This window comes from Rhodococcus opacus B4 (assembly GCF_000010805.1).
Lineage (GTDB): Bacteria > Actinomycetota > Actinomycetes > Mycobacteriales > Mycobacteriaceae > Rhodococcus_F > Rhodococcus_F opacus_C.
Map to the genome: position 1 here is coordinate 6,689,164 of NC_012522.1, position 15,642 is coordinate 6,704,805.

General features: G+C 68.9%; 15 protein-coding genes and 1 pseudogene. 13 read left to right on the forward strand and 3 right to left on the reverse strand.

The genetic code is table 11. From position 1 onward, the window contains the following. Positions 1-92: 92 nt before the first annotated feature. The 7 genes from ROP_RS30370 (at position 93) to ROP_RS30400 (ending at position 8,745) form a co-directional block, all read left to right on the forward strand. Positions 93-1,196, forward strand: a complete 1,104-nt coding sequence (locus ROP_RS30370; protein WP_015889850.1) for a MadB family AAA-type ATPase — start codon at positions 93-95, stop codon at positions 1,194-1,196. Between the two features lie 2 nt (positions 1,197-1,198). After that, positions 1,199-2,731: a MadC family VWA domain-containing protein gene (gene madC / locus ROP_RS30375; protein ID WP_015889851.1), complete on the forward strand. Its 1,533-nt coding sequence runs from the start codon at positions 1,199-1,201 to the stop codon at positions 2,729-2,731. A 131-nt stretch (positions 2,732-2,862) separates the two neighbouring features. Further along, on the forward strand, positions 2,863-4,050 hold the full coding sequence (locus ROP_RS30380; RefSeq protein ID WP_050785241.1) for an iron-containing alcohol dehydrogenase: 1,188 nt from the start codon (positions 2,863-2,865) through the stop codon (positions 4,048-4,050). Between the two features lie 4 nt (positions 4,051-4,054). Further along, positions 4,055-5,395, forward strand: a complete 1,341-nt coding sequence (locus tag ROP_RS30385; RefSeq protein WP_015889853.1) for a MadS family sensor histidine kinase — start codon at positions 4,055-4,057, stop codon at positions 5,393-5,395. Further along, positions 5,392-6,078, forward strand: coding sequence for a MadR family response regulator transcription factor (locus tag ROP_RS30390; protein WP_015889854.1), 687 nt, complete (start codon positions 5,392-5,394; stop codon positions 6,076-6,078). Before ROP_RS30385 ends, ROP_RS30390 begins: the two co-directional genes overlap by 4 nt. A 70-nt stretch (positions 6,079-6,148) precedes the next feature. Next, positions 6,149-7,084 carry an ABC transporter ATP-binding protein gene (locus tag ROP_RS30395; RefSeq protein WP_015889855.1) on the forward strand — a complete coding sequence of 312 codons (936 nt, stop codon included), beginning with the start codon at positions 6,149-6,151 and terminating at the stop codon, positions 7,082-7,084. Next, positions 7,081-8,745: an ABC transporter permease gene (locus ROP_RS30400; protein WP_015889856.1), complete on the forward strand. Its 1,665-nt coding sequence runs from the start codon at positions 7,081-7,083 to the stop codon at positions 8,743-8,745. The genes ROP_RS30395 and ROP_RS30400 overlap by 4 nt, the downstream gene beginning before the upstream one ends. A 33-nt stretch (positions 8,746-8,778) precedes the next feature. Here the strand turns inward: ROP_RS30400 and ROP_RS30405 are convergent. Beyond that, positions 8,779-9,156 (reverse strand): annotated as a pseudogene (locus ROP_RS30405) (LysR substrate-binding domain-containing protein); the annotation flags it as partial. On the opposite strand from ROP_RS30405, the gene ROP_RS44360 reads away from it, so the two are divergent. After that, positions 9,078-9,332, forward strand: coding sequence for an NAD(P)-dependent oxidoreductase (locus tag ROP_RS44360; RefSeq protein ID WP_015889858.1), 255 nt, complete (start codon positions 9,078-9,080; stop codon positions 9,330-9,332). The pseudogene ROP_RS30405 and the gene ROP_RS44360 overlap by 79 nt on opposite strands. 483 nt (positions 9,333-9,815) lie before the next feature. After that, the gene (locus ROP_RS30415; RefSeq protein WP_015889859.1) at positions 9,816-11,138 is read left to right on the forward strand and encodes an HNH endonuclease signature motif containing protein; all 1,323 of its coding nucleotides are present in this window, start codon (positions 9,816-9,818) and stop codon (positions 11,136-11,138) included. Positions 11,139-11,143: 5 nt separating this feature from the next. Here the strand turns inward: ROP_RS30415 and mftM are convergent, their stop codons facing one another. Beyond that, positions 11,144-11,968, reverse strand: coding sequence for a mycofactocin oligosaccharide methyltransferase MftM (gene mftM / locus ROP_RS30420; RefSeq protein WP_015889860.1), 825 nt, complete (start codon positions 11,966-11,968; stop codon positions 11,144-11,146). A 39-nt stretch (positions 11,969-12,007) separates the two neighbouring features. Beyond that, positions 12,008-12,625, reverse strand: a complete 618-nt coding sequence (gene mftR / locus ROP_RS30425) for a mycofactocin system transcriptional regulator (protein WP_015889861.1) — start codon at positions 12,623-12,625, stop codon at positions 12,008-12,010. A gap of 133 nt (positions 12,626-12,758) precedes the next feature. Between mftR and mftA the strand changes: the two genes are divergently transcribed. From mftA to mftD, 4 genes are read left to right on the forward strand one after another with little or no spacing between them, the layout of a single operon-like run. Further along, positions 12,759-12,854, forward strand: a complete 96-nt coding sequence (gene mftA, locus ROP_RS40760) for a mycofactocin precursor MftA (RefSeq protein ID WP_005573048.1) — start codon at positions 12,759-12,761, stop codon at positions 12,852-12,854. Between the two features lie 2 nt (positions 12,855-12,856). Further along, a complete protein-coding gene (gene mftB / locus ROP_RS30430; protein ID WP_080512538.1) occupies positions 12,857-13,159 on the forward strand; it encodes a mycofactocin biosynthesis chaperone MftB in 303 nt (100 codons plus the stop codon). A gap of 36 nt (positions 13,160-13,195) precedes the next feature. Beyond that, positions 13,196-14,413 carry a mycofactocin radical SAM maturase gene (gene mftC / locus ROP_RS30435; protein WP_015889863.1) on the forward strand — a complete coding sequence of 406 codons (1,218 nt, stop codon included), beginning with the start codon at positions 13,196-13,198 and terminating at the stop codon, positions 14,411-14,413. Positions 14,414-14,443: 30 nt separating this feature from the next. Then, complete coding sequence (mftD, locus tag ROP_RS30440; RefSeq protein ID WP_015889864.1) at positions 14,444-15,625, forward strand: pre-mycofactocin synthase MftD; 1,182 nt, start codon at positions 14,444-14,446, stop codon at positions 15,623-15,625. The last annotated feature ends 17 nt before the right edge of the window (positions 15,626-15,642 follow it).

The window sequence follows — 15,642 nt, forward strand, 5'->3', positions numbered from 1 at the left end:
CTCGCGTCCGGGGCGGGCGCCTCACCCAGCCCGGCCCCGCCCCGGATGCGTTCCCACCACCACCCTGCTGACGAAGGACGGATGCCCCGATCATGACTGCACCGCACACAGCCCCGGAACCGGAGGACGTCCGCTTCGCCGACGGCGCGGAACTGAAGGAGGCGTTGCGCGAGGTCGATTACATCGCCGACGACGAGTTCGCGGTGGTCGTCCACCTGGCGACCGCGCTCGAACGCCCGCTCCTGCTGGAGGGGCCTGCCGGCGTCGGCAAGACGGAGCTGGCGAAGTCGCTGGCCGACGCGTCGGGGCGTAAGCTCGTCCGGCTGCAGTGCTACGAAGGTCTCGACGACAACCGGGCGCTGTACGAGTGGGACTACGCGAAACAGCTTCTGCACGTGCAGATGCTGCGCGATCGCATCGGTGAGAAGCTGTCCGCGTTCGACGACATCGCCGACGCGTCGAAATTCCTGGCAGCCCAGGATTTCGGGCTGTACTCGGAGCACTTCCTCTCGGTGCGCCCCTTGCTCGAGGCGATCCTGTCGCCGGAACCGGTGGTGCTGCTCGTCGACGAGGTGGACCGCACCGAGGAGTCGATGGAGGCGTTGCTCCTCGAGGTTCTCGCGGAGGGGCAGATCACGATTCCCGAAGTGGGGACGTTCGCTGCCCGTTCGGCGCCGTGGGTGATCCTGACGTCCAACGACACTCGTGAACTGTCACCCGCGCTCAAGCGCCGCTGCCTGCACTACCACCTCGGCTATCCGACGTCGCAGCGTGAGCGGGACATCGTGACGGCCAGGGCCCCCGAGGTCGAGGATGCCGTCGCGGCGGACGTGGTGGACCTGGCGCGTACGCTGCGGGAGCTGCCCCTGCGCAAGAGCCCGTCCATCGCGGAAGTCATCGACGCGGCCCGCGCGGCCGTGGTCCTGAAGTCGACGGGGGTGGCCGTGAGTTCGCAGTCCGCGGTCCGGGACATCCTGCTCACCGCCCTGCTCAAGTACACCAGCGACGTCGAACTGGCCCGCACCCGGCTGTCCGGCGAACAACCGCTCCCGTCGGACGAGCACTCCGCTCCGGCCGGGCCCGCGGAGCGCGTGACGGTCGCATCGCGGCCGGCCAACACGACCACCGCCGTGTTCCGCGGGCACGGTGGCCGCGACCGCGGCGGCATCGGCGCGGGCCGTCAGGGCAGGCGCTGACGATGCTCCACCCGGCCCCCGATCCGTCCCCGTCCCCGTCCCTTCCCGCGCAACTCCTCGACGTGCTCGCGGCGTCGTTCGGAAAGGTGTTGCGCCGCTATGGTGTCGCCGCGTCCCCGGCCGAGGTCATCGAGGTTCGCCGGGTCTTCGGGCTGGTCGGAGGCCGGGACTCGGCTACCCTGCGAGCGTCGCTGCGCGCGGTGTGCGCGAAGTACACGTACGAACAGCAGGGTTTCGACCGTGCCTTCGACGTGTTCTTCCGGGCGGCCGCCGACGCCGCCCCCGACTCGCGGCCGCCGTCCCGGGCCGAGTTCGCGGAGGGCCTGCCGTCCGCGCTGGAGGTGGCGGACAACGCGGAGACCGCCCGGTACGCGGAGTACAACGAGCGCGCCGCGGAGGTCGGCGACCACTTCGACACCCCCGAGGCGCAGAAGGGGTTCAACCCGCACAAGGACGACGACGACGTGAGCATGACGTCGAGCGACGCCGACCTGTCCGTCGACTCGGAAGCCGAGTCCGGGCGTCGCGGTGTCACGTACACGGTCGAGGTGGAGCGGGCGGCGAGTACCGCCGTCGGTGATCTGGCGTCGTCGACGAGCGGCGCCGTCGTCGGATCCCTGTCCTGGGACGATCCGGAGTCGATTCTCGCGTGGCTCGACGCCTACGACCCGAGCAAGGTCTACGCCGATACCGGCGGGGCCGAGCCTCTCACCGCCGCCCAGCTGAACCGGCTGGCGGAGGCGGTGGAGGCGTTCGTCGGCGCGCTGGCGGACGCCCGGGACCTGGCGGCCGGACCGGCGGCGACCACGAGCGCAGCGGTGGCGTCCACGTCTCGCGCAGAGGTGAACCAGGCGTGCTACGAGGTGCTCCGGCGGATGCGGGGGCCGTCGCGTCCCCGTCCGCGCGAACTGGCCCGGGGCCGCCTCGACATGCGTCGCACCGTGCGCGCGAGCCTGCGGACCGAGGGCGTGCCGTTCCACCTGATGGTGAAGACGCCGCGCCCGGACCGGGTGCGGGTGCTGATTCTCGCGGACGTGTCGCTGTCGGTGCGCCCCGTGACCGCATTCACGCTCCGGCTGGCGCAGGCCATGCACCGCCGGGCGAGCCGGTGTCAGGTGCTGGCGTTCGTCGACCGGCCCGTCGACGTCACGGACACCCTCCTCGCCGGGACCGACGACGACGCGCTGGCCTCGGTGCTCGCCGACCCCCGAATCGATCTGGAGGCGAGCAGCGACTACGGCCGGGTCTTCTCCGACGTCCTGACCGGGTTCGGCAGCGACGTGAACTCCCGCACCTCGGTGGTCGTCGTCGGCGACGGGCGGTGCAACGGCCTTCCGCCGGGCGTTGACGAGTTCGCCGACCTGCGACGCAAAGTGCACCGGCTGGCCTGGATCACGCCGGAACCCGAGCGGTACTGGAACCAGGCGTCGTGCGCGATGCCGGAGTACGCGGAGATCTGCGACCGCGTCGTCGTCGCCCGCGATGCCGCTCAGCTGATGTCCCGCGCCGCCGAGCTGGGGCACGCGCTGCGGTGAGTACCTACCCGATCGGGTAGGTGCCGTGCCTGTCCTTCGGTGGGTGTGAGGACGCGTTCCGGACCGTAGGGTCGAGGTCACGGTCTTGTAATCTGGATCACATGCACGCAGATGTCGGGAGGAGTGTCGAGTTGTCCGTCTCCTATCCGTCGACCCGCACGACCACCCCGGGCAGACTGGTCAAGTTCCACGCGCCCGAGATCGTGTTCGGCATCGGGTCGATGGTCGAGGCCGCGCACGCCGTCCTCCGTCTCGGCGGCGCGCGGCCGATGCTGGTCACCGATCCGGGTCTGATCGAAGCGGGCTGGGCGTCGGAACTCGAGGACCAGCTCCGCGAACAGGGCCTCACTCCGGTGGTGTGGAGTGCGCTGACGCCCAACCCCAAGGATCATGAGATCGCGGCCGGACACGACGCGTACCGCGAGGGAGAATGCGACGTCCTCGTCGCCCTGGGCGGCGGCTCGGTCATCGACGCGACGAAGGGCATCGCGGTGCTCGCCGCGAACGGGGGCAACATCCTCGACTACGAGGGCGTGGACCAGGCGACCAGCCCGATCCCGCCGCTGGTGATGGTGCCGTCGACGTCGGGTACCGGCGCCGACGTGTCGCAGTTCTGCATCGTCACCGACACACGGCGGGGCACCAAGATCACGATCATCGGCCGCGCGCTCGTCCCGGACGTGACGGTGATCGACCCGCGGCTGCTCACGACCATGCCGGAGTGGCTCAACGCCGCCACCGGCCTCGACGCCCTCACGCACGGCATCGAGGCGTTCGTGTCGCTGGCCCACAACCCGCTCACCGACCACCATGCGCTCCGCGCGGTCGGGCTGGTCACCGACACCCTGGTCCGCACCATCGAGGAGCCGATGGAGATGGAGTCGCGGGCCGTCATGGCGCAGGCGAGCCTCGAAGCCGGCCTCGCGTTCACCAACGCCATCCTCGGTGCCGCGCACGCGATGAGCCATCAGGTCGGGGGACTGCTCGACCTGCCGCACGGCGTCATCAACGGCATCCTTCTCCCGCACGTGATCCGGTTCAACGCCACCGACGACGCCACCCCGTTCGTCGCCATCGCCGCCGCCCTCGGTCTCGAGGAGCGCCGCGGGACACCCGAGGACGCCGCCCTCGCGGTGGCCGACCGGGTGGAACGCCTCGCCCGGGAGGTCGGTGTTCCGAAAGGGCTGGGACAGTTGGGGGTTCGCGAGACCGACTTGTCGCGTCTGGCCGAGTTCGCGCTTCGCGACGCCTGCATGTCCACCAACCCGCGCACGGCGACGCAGGAACAGATGGTGGCACTGTTCCGGACGGCGCTGTGAGCAGATGAACGCCCCGGACCTGTCGACACTCACCGGACTGCGGTCCGGCAAACCGACGTTCTACCCCCAGTACCGTGGCGCCGCGGAACGCCTCGAACGTGTCGTCCACGCACTCGAACTCATCTCGCGGGCCCTCGTCCGCACCGTCGAAGGTCCCGAGACGCTCATCTGCGCCGTCGCCGAGGCTGCGCGGGCGCACCTGGACGCGCAGTGGGTCGCGTTCGCCCTCGCCGACGGCATGCTGCCCGACGCAGGCCCGCGCCGGCTGGTGCTCGGCCCGGACGCGACGCCGTTCCTCGTCGACAACGTCGAGGGCCCACCGCTGCCGGACGAGGTGGTGACGTGCCTGGCCGACATCCGGTCCGGGCGCACCGGCGGTGCTCCCGTCATCGACGCGCACCACGCCTTCGTGCCGATCGTCCTCGAGGGCGGCGTGGTGGGAGCGTTCGCGGCCTGGACGGCCGAGCACCGAACACTCGACACCACCGACGGCGCGGTCCTCAGCATCCTGGCGAGTCAGACCGCTGTGGCACTGCAGAATTCGGCCCTGTATCAACGCGGCCAACTGCTGCTCGAACGCGCCGAGCACGCGTACTCGGAGGCCCGCCGAACCGCCTCCGACCTCGCGGTGCGCAACGCCGAACTCGAATCCACCCAGCGTCAACTCGGAGCGGCCCACCGGCACCAGGTGCTGGACGAGGAACGGCACCGGATCGCCCGCGAACTGCACGACAGCGTCACCCAGGCGGTGCTGTCCGCGGGCATGCAGATCGAGGTGTGCCGCAGCGGTGTCCCGGACGACGAACGCAGCGAGAGGCTCGATCTCGCAAAGGAATTGACACGCCGCGCGGTGGAGCAGTTGCGTTCGGCCATCTACGCGCTCAACCACTCCGGCGGTTCCGACCGGACGTCGCTGCCCGAGATGCTCGAACAACTCGGGGTGGTGCACATGCCGGACGAACTCGCGGTCACCGTCCGCGTCGGCGGCACACCCGCCGAGCTGTCGAGCGAACGGGAGCACGCGCTGCTGAGAATCGCCGGTGAGGCGCTGTTCAACGCGGCCGTCCACGCCAACGCGACGCGCGCCGTCCTGCGGCTCACGTACTCGGCCGACGCGGTGCTGCTGTCCGTGGCCGACGACGGCAACGGAGACCCCAAGCGGATGCGACTGATGCTGCGGATGGCGGCGAACAACGACCTCGACGGGCACCACCGCGGGTTGGCGAACATGCAGGCCCGGGCAGCGGAGCTGGGCGGCACACTCGACGTGGCGCGAGCCCGGATCGGCGGAGTCCGGGTGGCTGCCCGCATTCCGTTACATTCCGACAGTGAGGTGGACCGATGACGATACGAACCTCGGTGCGTGACCAGACCGGGTCCGCCCGCCCCACGTCGGTGGTGAAGCTCGTGCTCGTCGACGACCACGCGATTCTCCGGCAGGGTCTGCGCTCCGTCCTCGAGCGGGAACCGGATCTCGAGGTGGTCGGCGAGGCATCGTCCAGTTCGGAGGCGCTGGCCGTCGTCGGTGACGTCGCCCCGGACGTCGTGCTGATGGACCTGAAACTGTCGGCGGCCTCGGACTACGAGGGGCTGGCACTGTGCGCGCAGCTGTCCGCCGCGGACGGCAAGATGGGGTTGCTCGTGCTCACCACGTTCCTCGACGAACAACTCGTCGTCCGCGCCATTCACGCCGGCGCCCGCGGATACGTGGTCAAGGACGTCGACACCACCGAACTGGTGCGCGCCATCCGCGCCGTGTCCCGCGGCGAGAGCGCCTTCGACTCCCGCAGCGCCTCCGCGGTGATCCGCTCGCTCAACGGTCAGACGACGCCACGCGAGGGACTCACCGAGCGCGAACTCGAGGTGCTGCAACTCCTCGCCAAGGGGTTGTCGAACGCGAAAATCGGGGAGCGGCTGTTCATCTCGGCCACCACGGTGAAATTCCACGTCAGCAACATCATGCGCAAACTCGACGTCGGCCGGCGCGCCGAGGCCGTCTACGAGGCGGGCAAGCTCGGCCTGATCTGATCCGGCACCGCGCGGCCGCGAGCGCGGAAACCCGTCGTGACCACCCGCGAACCGGCGTAGCGTCCCCACCATGGCTGCGATCTCGGTGGAGAATCTCGTCAAGACGTTCGGCCCGACCCGCGCACTCGACGGCCTCGACCTCGAGGTGGGGACCGGGGAGGTGCACGGATTCCTCGGACCCAACGGGTCCGGCAAGTCGACGACCATCCGGGTACTCCTCGGCCTGCTGCGCGCGGACTCGGGCACCGCCACCCTCCTCGGCGGCGACCCGTGGCGCGACTCGGTGTCGTTGCACCGGCGGCTCGCCTACGTTCCCGGTGATGTGAACCTGTGGCCCAATCTCAGCGGCGGCGAGGCGATCGACCTCCTCGCCGGTTTGCGCGGCGGGCTGGACGAGTCCCGCCGCGCGGAACTGCTCGAGCGGTTCGAACTCGATCCGACGAAGAAGGCGCGCACGTACTCGAAGGGCAACCGGCAGAAGGTGGCGCTGGTGGCCGCGTTCGCGTCGGACGTCGAACTGTACGTGCTCGACGAACCCACGTCGGGCCTGGATCCATTGATGGAGTCCGTCTTCCAGGACTGCGTCGAGGAGATGTCCGACGCGGGGAAGACGGTCCTGCTGTCGAGTCACATCCTCGCGGAGGTCGAGGCGCTGTGCGATCGGGTGAGCATCATCCGCGAAGGCCGCACCGTGGAGACCGGCACGCTCGCGGAACTGCGGCACCTCACGCGCACGTCGATCACCGCCGAGACACAGCAGCCGGTGACCGGACTGGAGAACGTCGAGGGCGTGTACGACGTGCGGGTCGACGGGCTGCACACCCGATGCGAGGTGGACACCAGTGCGATCGAGGGCGTGCTGCGACACCTGCTGTCGTACGGGATCGCCTCGCTCACCTCGACGCCTCCGACGTTGGAAGAGCTGTTCCTGCGCCACTACGGCGACGAACTGGCCCGCGAGGGCGAGAACCACCGTCGGGCCGAGTCCGGGACGCGGGCACGATGAGCACGGCGACGGCGCCGGCGACCACCGGGCGCGGCCGGTACGCGGGCACCCCACGACTCGTGCGGCTGGCTTTGCGCCGCGACCGTGTTCAGCTGCCGGTGTGGTTGCTCGCTCTCGCTGCGCTGCAGGCATTCTCGGCGTCGAGTGTGCTCGGCCTGTATCCTACGGAGCCCGACCTGCGCAGCTTCGCGATGGCCACCGCGGCGTCGCCGGTCGCGCTGGCCACCAACGGTCTGGTGTCGGGGTACAGCGCCGGCGCGGTGCTCGCCTGTCAGATCGTCATGCCGATGTCGCTGGCGGCCTGCCTGATGACCACCCTACTGGTGGTGCGGCACACCCGCCAGAACGAGGAGACCGGCCGCGCCGAACTCGTCGAGGCCGCCGTCGTCGGCCGGAAGGCGCTGCTCACCGCCGCGCTGGTGGTCGCGGTCGGAGCCAACCTGGTCCTGGCGCTGCTCAACGTGGTCGTGCTGATGGCGGCGGGGCTGCCACTGGACGGGTCGGTGGCGCTCGGCGCGGCGGTCGCGGGCGCCGGTATCGCGTTCGCGGCGATCGCCGCGGTGACGGCGCAGGTGACGGACAGTGCCCGCACCGCCAACGGGCTGGCCGGTGCCGCGCTCGGGGTGGCCTTCCTGCTGCGTGCGGTGGGGGACATGACGGGGACGGTGACGGAGAACGGCACGCGGGTGATCAGTGGCTGGCCGACCTGGGTGTCGCCGATCGGCTGGGCCGAGCAGGTCCGCCCCTACGACGACAACGCCTGGTGGGTGCTGACGCTGCCGGTCGTGTTCGCACTCGTGGTCGGCTCGGTCGGCTTCGCCCTCACCGAGCACCGGGACGTCGGCTCGGGGCTCGTGCCGACCCGCCCGGGCCCCGCCCGCGCGTCCCGCTCGCTGCCGACGGCGGTCGGGTCGGCGTGGCGGATGCAACGGACGATCCTGTTCTGGTGGGCGTTCGGGATCGCGGTCCTCGCCGTGGTGTACGGCGCGATCGCAGACCAGATCGACGACTTCCTCGGCGAGGGTCAGCAGGTCGCCGACATGATGGAACAGCTCGGTGGCGGCACGACCGACATGGTCGACGCTTACTTCGCCGCCATCTTCGGCATGATGGCGATCGCGGTCGCCGGCTACGCAGTGCAGGCGCTGCTGCGGATGCGCGGCGAGGAGTCGGCGGGGCGACTCGAACCGGTTCTCGCGACGGCGGTCTCGCGTCCGCGGTGGATGCTGGCGCACGTCGGCCTGGTCACGGTGGGCATCGTCGTCCTGCAGGCGCTGACCGGGGCGGCGACCGGCCTCGCGTACGGTCTGGTGACCGAGGATGTGCCGGGGAAGGTCGTGAATCTCACCGGGGCCGCACTCGTCTTCGTGCCCGCGATCCTGGTCGTCGCCGCAGTGGTGGTGCTGGCGTTCGGCGCCGTCCCGGCCTGGTCGGCCGGGCTGTCCTGGGGCGTGCTCGCGCTCTGCCTGATCTTCGGATTCCTCGGATCGCTGCTCGGGCTGCCGCAGGCGGTCCGCGATCTGTCACCGTTCACCCACGTCCCCGCCCTGCCCGCCGCGGAAGTCACGGCCGCTCCGCTGGTCTGGCTCGCGGCGATTGCCGCCGTCGTGGGTGCTGCCGGAGTAGTGCTGTTCCGGCGTCGGGACCTCACGAATTCGTAGCGGTGCCGTGGGAGACCACACACTGTGCTGCACTCATGCCTCAATTCTCGCGTGGAGACCGGTCGCGAGGTGGTCGACGAGTTCGCGGATGCGGCGAGGGACGGGGGCAGTGGCCGAGTACAGCGCGTGGACGTCCGCGGCGGGGGTGGGGATGTCGGGTAGCACCTGTACGAGGGTGCCGTCCCGAAGTAGTGGGGCGACGTGCCAGATCGAGCGCATGATCACGCCGTGGCCGTCTACGCACCACTGGGTCGCCGCGTCGCCGTCGTTGCACAGCAGGTTCCCGGATACCCGGATCGCGGTCTCGTCGTGCTCGGCGCCGAACCGCCACAGTGCGTAGTCGCCTTCGTTCTCGCGGATCACGATGCAGTTGTGGTGTTCGAGATCTTTCGGTTCGGCCGGGATGCCGCGGCGTTCGAGGTAGGCGTGTCCGCGACGGCCGCTGGCCCCGCCACGCCGGCCGCGAACTGCGCGGCTCCACCCTCGGCATCATCGGCTACGGACCCAGCGGACGCGCCGTCGCACACCTCACCCGCGCCTTCGGCATGTCGGTGACCGTGCACACCGCACACCCCACCGACAGCTGACTGCGCGAGTTCGGCAACGTACTGATCACCTCGCACCTGGCCGGGCAGACCACCGAAGCCCGCACCCGTGCGGGCTTGGCCGCCGCGCAGGCCGTGATCGACGTTCTCGCCGGGCGCGAACCGGCGCACCCGGTCGATCAGGAGACGGTAGGACGATGACCGACGAACTCATCACGGCCGCCCGCAGGGCCGAAGCGGAGATCGCCTGAACCTGGTTGCTGGTCAACGCAACCCGAGCCGAAACCTTCGACGACGTCGACACCCTGAAGGGCCTTTCGTCATCGAATGCACCGCTGCCGACAACGCCGACACCGTTTGAACAACTCATCACCCACGGCCCTCTTCGTCATCCACGGACGCGTGCCCGCCCACAGGATTATCGAATGGACGCCTGTGTGTCCCACGACCCTCAGCCTATTGCCTGGTGAAGGCTTCACTGCTAGAATCGAACAAAGATTCGAATAGCCTTGGGGGAGGTTGGTTGTGGGGGACGTGGTGGCACCGGATCTGGAGGAGTTGCGGGCGTTCACGGCGCGGCTGCGGGTGGTTTCCGCTGACGGAGACGCGGCGCTGGGGATCGACCTGCTCGATGCCATCGAGGCGTTGAAGTCGGTCGGGTGTGCGGCGCAGGCGGTGATCACCGACGACGTCTCGACGAGTATCCGCGCCGACCGGAGGGCTCGTGGGTTGCCCCAGGCGGAGTGGGGGCGGGGGATCGCGTCGCAGATCGGGTTGGCGCGCAGGGAGTCTCCGAATCGTGGTGGCCGGCATCTGGGGTTCGCGCGGGCGGTGGTGCACGAGATGCCGCACACGTTGGCGTTGTTGCGGTCGGGTCGGTTGAACGAATGGCGGGCCACGCTGCTCGTGCGGGAGACGGCCTGTCTGTCGGCGCATGACCGGGGAATCGTGGATCGGCGGTTGTGTTCGGACCCCGACATTCTCGACGGCGTGGGTGACCGCGGTGTGGTCGCGAAGGCGAAGGCCCTGGCGGTGGAACTCGATGCCGCGGCGGTGGTGGCGCGGCATCGTAAGGCGGTGTCGGAGCGGCGGGTGACGACGCGGCCGGCACCGGATGCGATGGCGTACCTGAGTGTGCTGATGCCGATGGAGCAGGCGGTCTGCGTGCAGGCCACGTTGGGGCGGGACGCGGACAGCCTGATCGCGACCGGGGACGGTGGCGGCCGGACCCGGAACCAGCTCATGGCGGACTTGTTGTTCGAGCGTGGCACCGGGGTGTCGGTGGCGAGTGGTGTGCCGGTGGCGGTGGATCTGGTGATTTCCGACGAGACGTTGCTGGCGGGTGAGGGCGAGGCGGCGGACCTGCAGGGGTTCGGTCCGGTGCCGGCGTCGATTGCGCGGCGGTTGGTGGCGGACGCCCTCGATGGTGACACGGAGGTGACGTTGCGAAACGTCTATGCCTGCCCGGTGTCGGGGGCGTTGACGGCGATGGAATCGCAGGCCCGCACGTTCCCGAGGAGCCTGAGGAAGTTGATCGATCTGCGGGACCGCACATGCCGGACGCCGTGGTGTGATGCGCCGATCCGGCATCACGATCACATCCGCTCGCGCCGCAACAAGGGTGTCACCAGGGCACACAATGGGGCGGGTTTGTGCGCGGCGTGCAATTACGCGAAGGAGGGTGACGGGTGGGCCGCTCGTCCGGTGTGTCGGCCCGGTCGCCGGCATCTCCTCGATCTGCGGGCTCCGACCGGGCATCATTACCGGTCGACGGCGCCCCGGCTGCCGTCCGCGGCGCGGAGGTCGGAAATCGAGGCGATCCTCATCGCACACCTCCGCGCGTCATGAGGGGTTCAGCAGTCGATGACGAGCCAACCGCCGTGGTGCTCGAACACCTCGAAGGGGCGTCCCGTCGATTCGCCGAGTCTGGTGAGTGCCGGGGTGTCGAAGGTGCGGATGTGTCCGTGGCAGGCCGTTGCCTCGTCCTCGTAGGGGACGGCGACGACAACGCGTTCGCGGGCGATGCGGAGGGCCTCGGATATCACTGTGGCCCCGATGTTTTCGTCGACGTGTTCGAGGAGGTGGATGGCGGTGACGGTGTCTGCGCTGTCGTCGGGGACCGGGACGTGCGCGGCGTCGCACACGAGCGTGCGCAGGTCGAGTCCGAGTTCCGGCGCCACCGCGTCGAGGAGGGTCATGGTGCCGGGGAGGATGTCGGTTGCCGTGACGGTGCGCCCTGCGCGGGCGAGTCTCAACGGGAGGAAGCCGAAGCACGACCCGAGGTCGAGGACGGAACCGCGGACCAGTTGTTCCGCCTTCTCGTGGATCGGCGCGAAGTCGGCGGTGCCGTCGAGCAGTTCGCCGAGGGAGTTGCGGTAGTAGACCGTCCACGCCTCGAGCGCACCGTCGACAGTGGAGCGCACCAGTCCGACCATGGTCGATTCGAACTCGCCCTGACCGAAGTCGGCGTCCTCGATGGACGCGGTGACCGAGGCGACGAGTCTCTCGCTCAGATCCTCGGGTGTCAGGGCGTGCGTGACCCGTAACCGGTCGCCGTCGCGGGTGAGGGTGAGCGGCCCGTCCGCGATCCGCTCTACCGTGACGTGACCGTGTGACCACAGCCCGGGTTCGCACGGAGCGAGAGAGTCGAAGGCTTGTGTGTCGAGGGTGGAAGTCATTCGAAGCAACCTTGCCGAGAGGTGATGGCGGGAGGGGGATCAGGTGTCCGGCTCGCCGAGGGAACTCAGACCATCGTAGAGCGATTGCATTCCGCTGGCGAGTAGTTCGTTGAGTTCGAGCGAATCGTCGTCGAGCCACTGCTCGTACGCCGACATTGCAACGCCGAGTAGGAGATAGCCGACGGTCCGCGGAACGTGGTCGGTCGGTGAGACTCCCAACCGGCCGGCGACGTACTCGGCGATGACATTGCGCCACCCTTCGTACATCACCACCGAATACGCCTGCAGGGCGGGCACTCGCAGGATCAGCCCCATGCGTTTGCGGTGGTTGGCTTCCTCGCTCTCGGGAAACGCGTTGAACTGCAGGAGTGCTGCGGTGAGTCCGTCGACGATCGGGATGTCGCCGGGTTGCGCGGCGAGTTGGGCGCGCATTTCGGCGAGGTGGGCGTCGAAGTCGCCCCACGGGATCGCGTTCTTGGACGGGAAGTAGCGGAACAGGGTGCGGCGGGCGATGCCGGACGCTTCGGCGACTTCGTCGACGCTGGTGGCGTCGAACCCCTGTTCCGTGAACAACTCGATCCCGACGGTACTGATCCGATCCTGCGTCGTGGACGGGCGTCGCCCTATCCGACTGGATGGTTTTCGCCGACTTCTCAACTTTCGTGCCCTCCCGAGCTGTCATTCTGCACTCGATGCCATTACAGTGGTGAGGCGAGTCACAGGAATGGTCGTCTATGACGGGGAACATCCCTCCGGCTCGCGCCGTATCACCGAACAGTAGGAGGAAATCATGTCGGATCGCGACAACAACGTGCTGGAAAACGACTTGGTCGAGGAATCCCTGGTGGAAGAGGTCTCGATCGACGGCATGTGCGGCGTGTACTGATCATGTCCGCTCCAGCATCTGCTTCAGTGACCGGCAAGGCCGGTATCGATCTCGATGTGGGCTGGAAGCTTCATCCGCAGGTGGCGCTGCGTCCCGAACCTTTCGGGGCGCTGCTCTACCACTTCGGGACGCGCAAGCTGTCGTTCCTGAAGAACCGCACGATCGTCGCGGTGGTCGAATCGCTTCCCTCGCACGCCGACGCCCGGTCCGCACTGCGGGCGCAGGGTATCGGGGACGACACTGCCGCGCAGTACGCGCGAGCGCTCGGCACGTTGGCCGAGTCGCACATGATCGTCCCCGCCTGACCAGCTCACTTCGCCCCGTACCAGAGGACACAGCCCATGACCTCCATGCTCGAAAGGCCTGCCGCCCCGGTAGGCCGCCTCGTCGACCAGTTCGAACTCGGTCTCGACGCCCCGATCTGCCTGACCTGGGAGTTGACCTACGCGTGCAACCTGTCGTGTGTGCACTGTCTGTCCTCGTCGGGCCGGCGTGACCCACGGGAGCTGAGCACCGAGCAGTGCAAGTCGATCATCGACGAACTGCAGCGCATGCAGGTGTTCTACGTGAACATCGGTGGCGGGGAGCCCACGGTTCGTTCGGACTTCTGGGAGCTGGTCGACTACGCGACCGCCCACCAGGTCGGGGTGAAGTTCTCCACGAACGGGGTGAAGATCGACAAGAAGGTCGCCGCCCGGCTCGCGGCCAGCGACTACGTCGACGTGCAGATCTCCCTCGACGGTGCGACGGCCGAGGTCAACGACGCCGTCCGTGGTCCGGGGTCGTTCGCGATGGCCGTGCGGGCCCTCGAGAATCTGTCCGAGGCGGGTTTCAAGGACGCCAAGATCTCCGTGGTGGTCACCCGGCACAACGTGTCCCAGCTCGACGACTTCAAGGCGCTGGCCGACAAGTACGGTGCCACCCTGCGCATCACCCGGCTGCGACCGTCCGGGCGCGGCGCGGACGTGTGGGACGAACTGCATCCGACGCAGGCGCAGCAGCGCGAGCTGTACAACTGGCTGGTCGCCAACGGCGAGGGCGTGCTCACCGGCGACTCCTTCTTCCACCTGTCCGCCTACGGCGACGCGTTGCCCGGCCTGAACCTGTGCGGCGCTGGACGCGTGGTGTGCCTGATCGACCCGATCGGCGACGTCTACGCGTGCCCGTTCGCGATCCACGACCAATTCCTTGCCGGAAACATCGTGGCGGACGGCGGTTTCCAGCAGGTGTGGCAGACGTCGGAGCTGTTTCAGGAGCTGCGGTCCCCGCAGACCGGCGGTGCGTGCAGCAAGTGCAACCATTACGACTCCTGCCGCGGCGGGTGCATGGCCGCGAAGTTCTTCACCGGCCTGCCGATGGACGGCCCGGACCCCGAATGTGTGATCGGCAACGGCGAACTGGCGTTGGCTGCCGCGGGGGAGATCCCCAAATCCAGTGTCGACCACTCCCGCACCGGCCAGCGCCGGACTCCGCGGGCGCCGGTTCCGTTGACGCTGATGGTGCGTCCGCCGGCAAAGATTTGTGACGAGAACCCGCTTGCGGGCATGGACCAGACGTAACGACGTCTGCCGGGTACGAGAGGTATTTCCATGGGTAAGAATCCGTTCTTCGAGACGGTGGCCGAGGCTCAGCGACGCGCGAAGAAGCGCCTGCCGAAGTCGGTGTACGCGGCGCTGATCGCCGGTTCCGAGCGGGGCGTGACGGTCGACGACAACATCGCGGCGTTCGGCGAGCTGGGATTCGCCCCGCACGTCGTGGGACTGTCCGACAAGCGCGAGCTGTCCACGACCGTGATGGGACAGTCGATTTCGCTGCCCGTCGTGATCTCCCCGACCGGTGTGCAGGCTGTGCACCCCGACGGCGAGGTCGCTGTCGCGCGTGCGGCGGCGGCGCGGGGAACGGCGATCGGTCTGAGCTCGTTCGCGAGCAAGTCGATCGAGGAGGTCACGGCGGCCAATCCGCAGACGTTCTTCCAGATGTACTGGGTCGGCAGCCGGGAGGTGCTGATCCAGCGGATGGAACGCGCCCGCGCCGCCGGGGCGACCGGACTGATCATCACCACCGACTGGTCGTTCTCCTACGGACGTGACTGGGGCAGCCCGGCGATCCCCGAGAAGATGGACCTGAAGGCGATGTTCCAGTTCGCGCCGGAGGGAATCACCCGGCCGAAGTGGTTGTACGAGTTCGCGAAGACCCGCAAGATCCCGGATCTGACCACCCCGAACCTGGCGCAGCCCGGTCAGCAGCCGCCGACGTTCTTCGGCGCCTACGGCGAGTGGATGCAGACGCCGCTGCCGACGTGGGACGACATCGCGTGGCTGCGTGAACAGTGGGGCGGGCCGTTCATGCTCAAGGGCGTCATGCGGGTCGACGACGCCAAGCGCGCCGTCGACGCCGGCGTCACCGCGATCTCCGTGTCGAATCACGGTGGCAACAACCTCGACGGCACCCCGGCGCCGATCCGCGCGCTGCCCGCCATCGCGGAGGCCGTGGGCGATCAGGTCGAGGTGCTCCTCGACGGTGGTATCCGCCGCGGTAGCGACGTCGTGAAGGCTGTCGCGCTCGGTGCGCGGGCGGTGATGATCGGCCGCGCGTACCTGTGGGGCCTCTCGGCGAACGGTCAGGCCGGCGTCGAGAACGTCCTCGACGTCCTGCGCGGCGGTATCGATTCGGCACTGCTCGGTCTGGGCCACTCGAACATCCACGACCTCACCCCCTCCGACGTCGTGATCCCGCCCGGATTCACCCGCGTACTCGGCGCCGAATCCTGAACCCACGAACGGCGTAG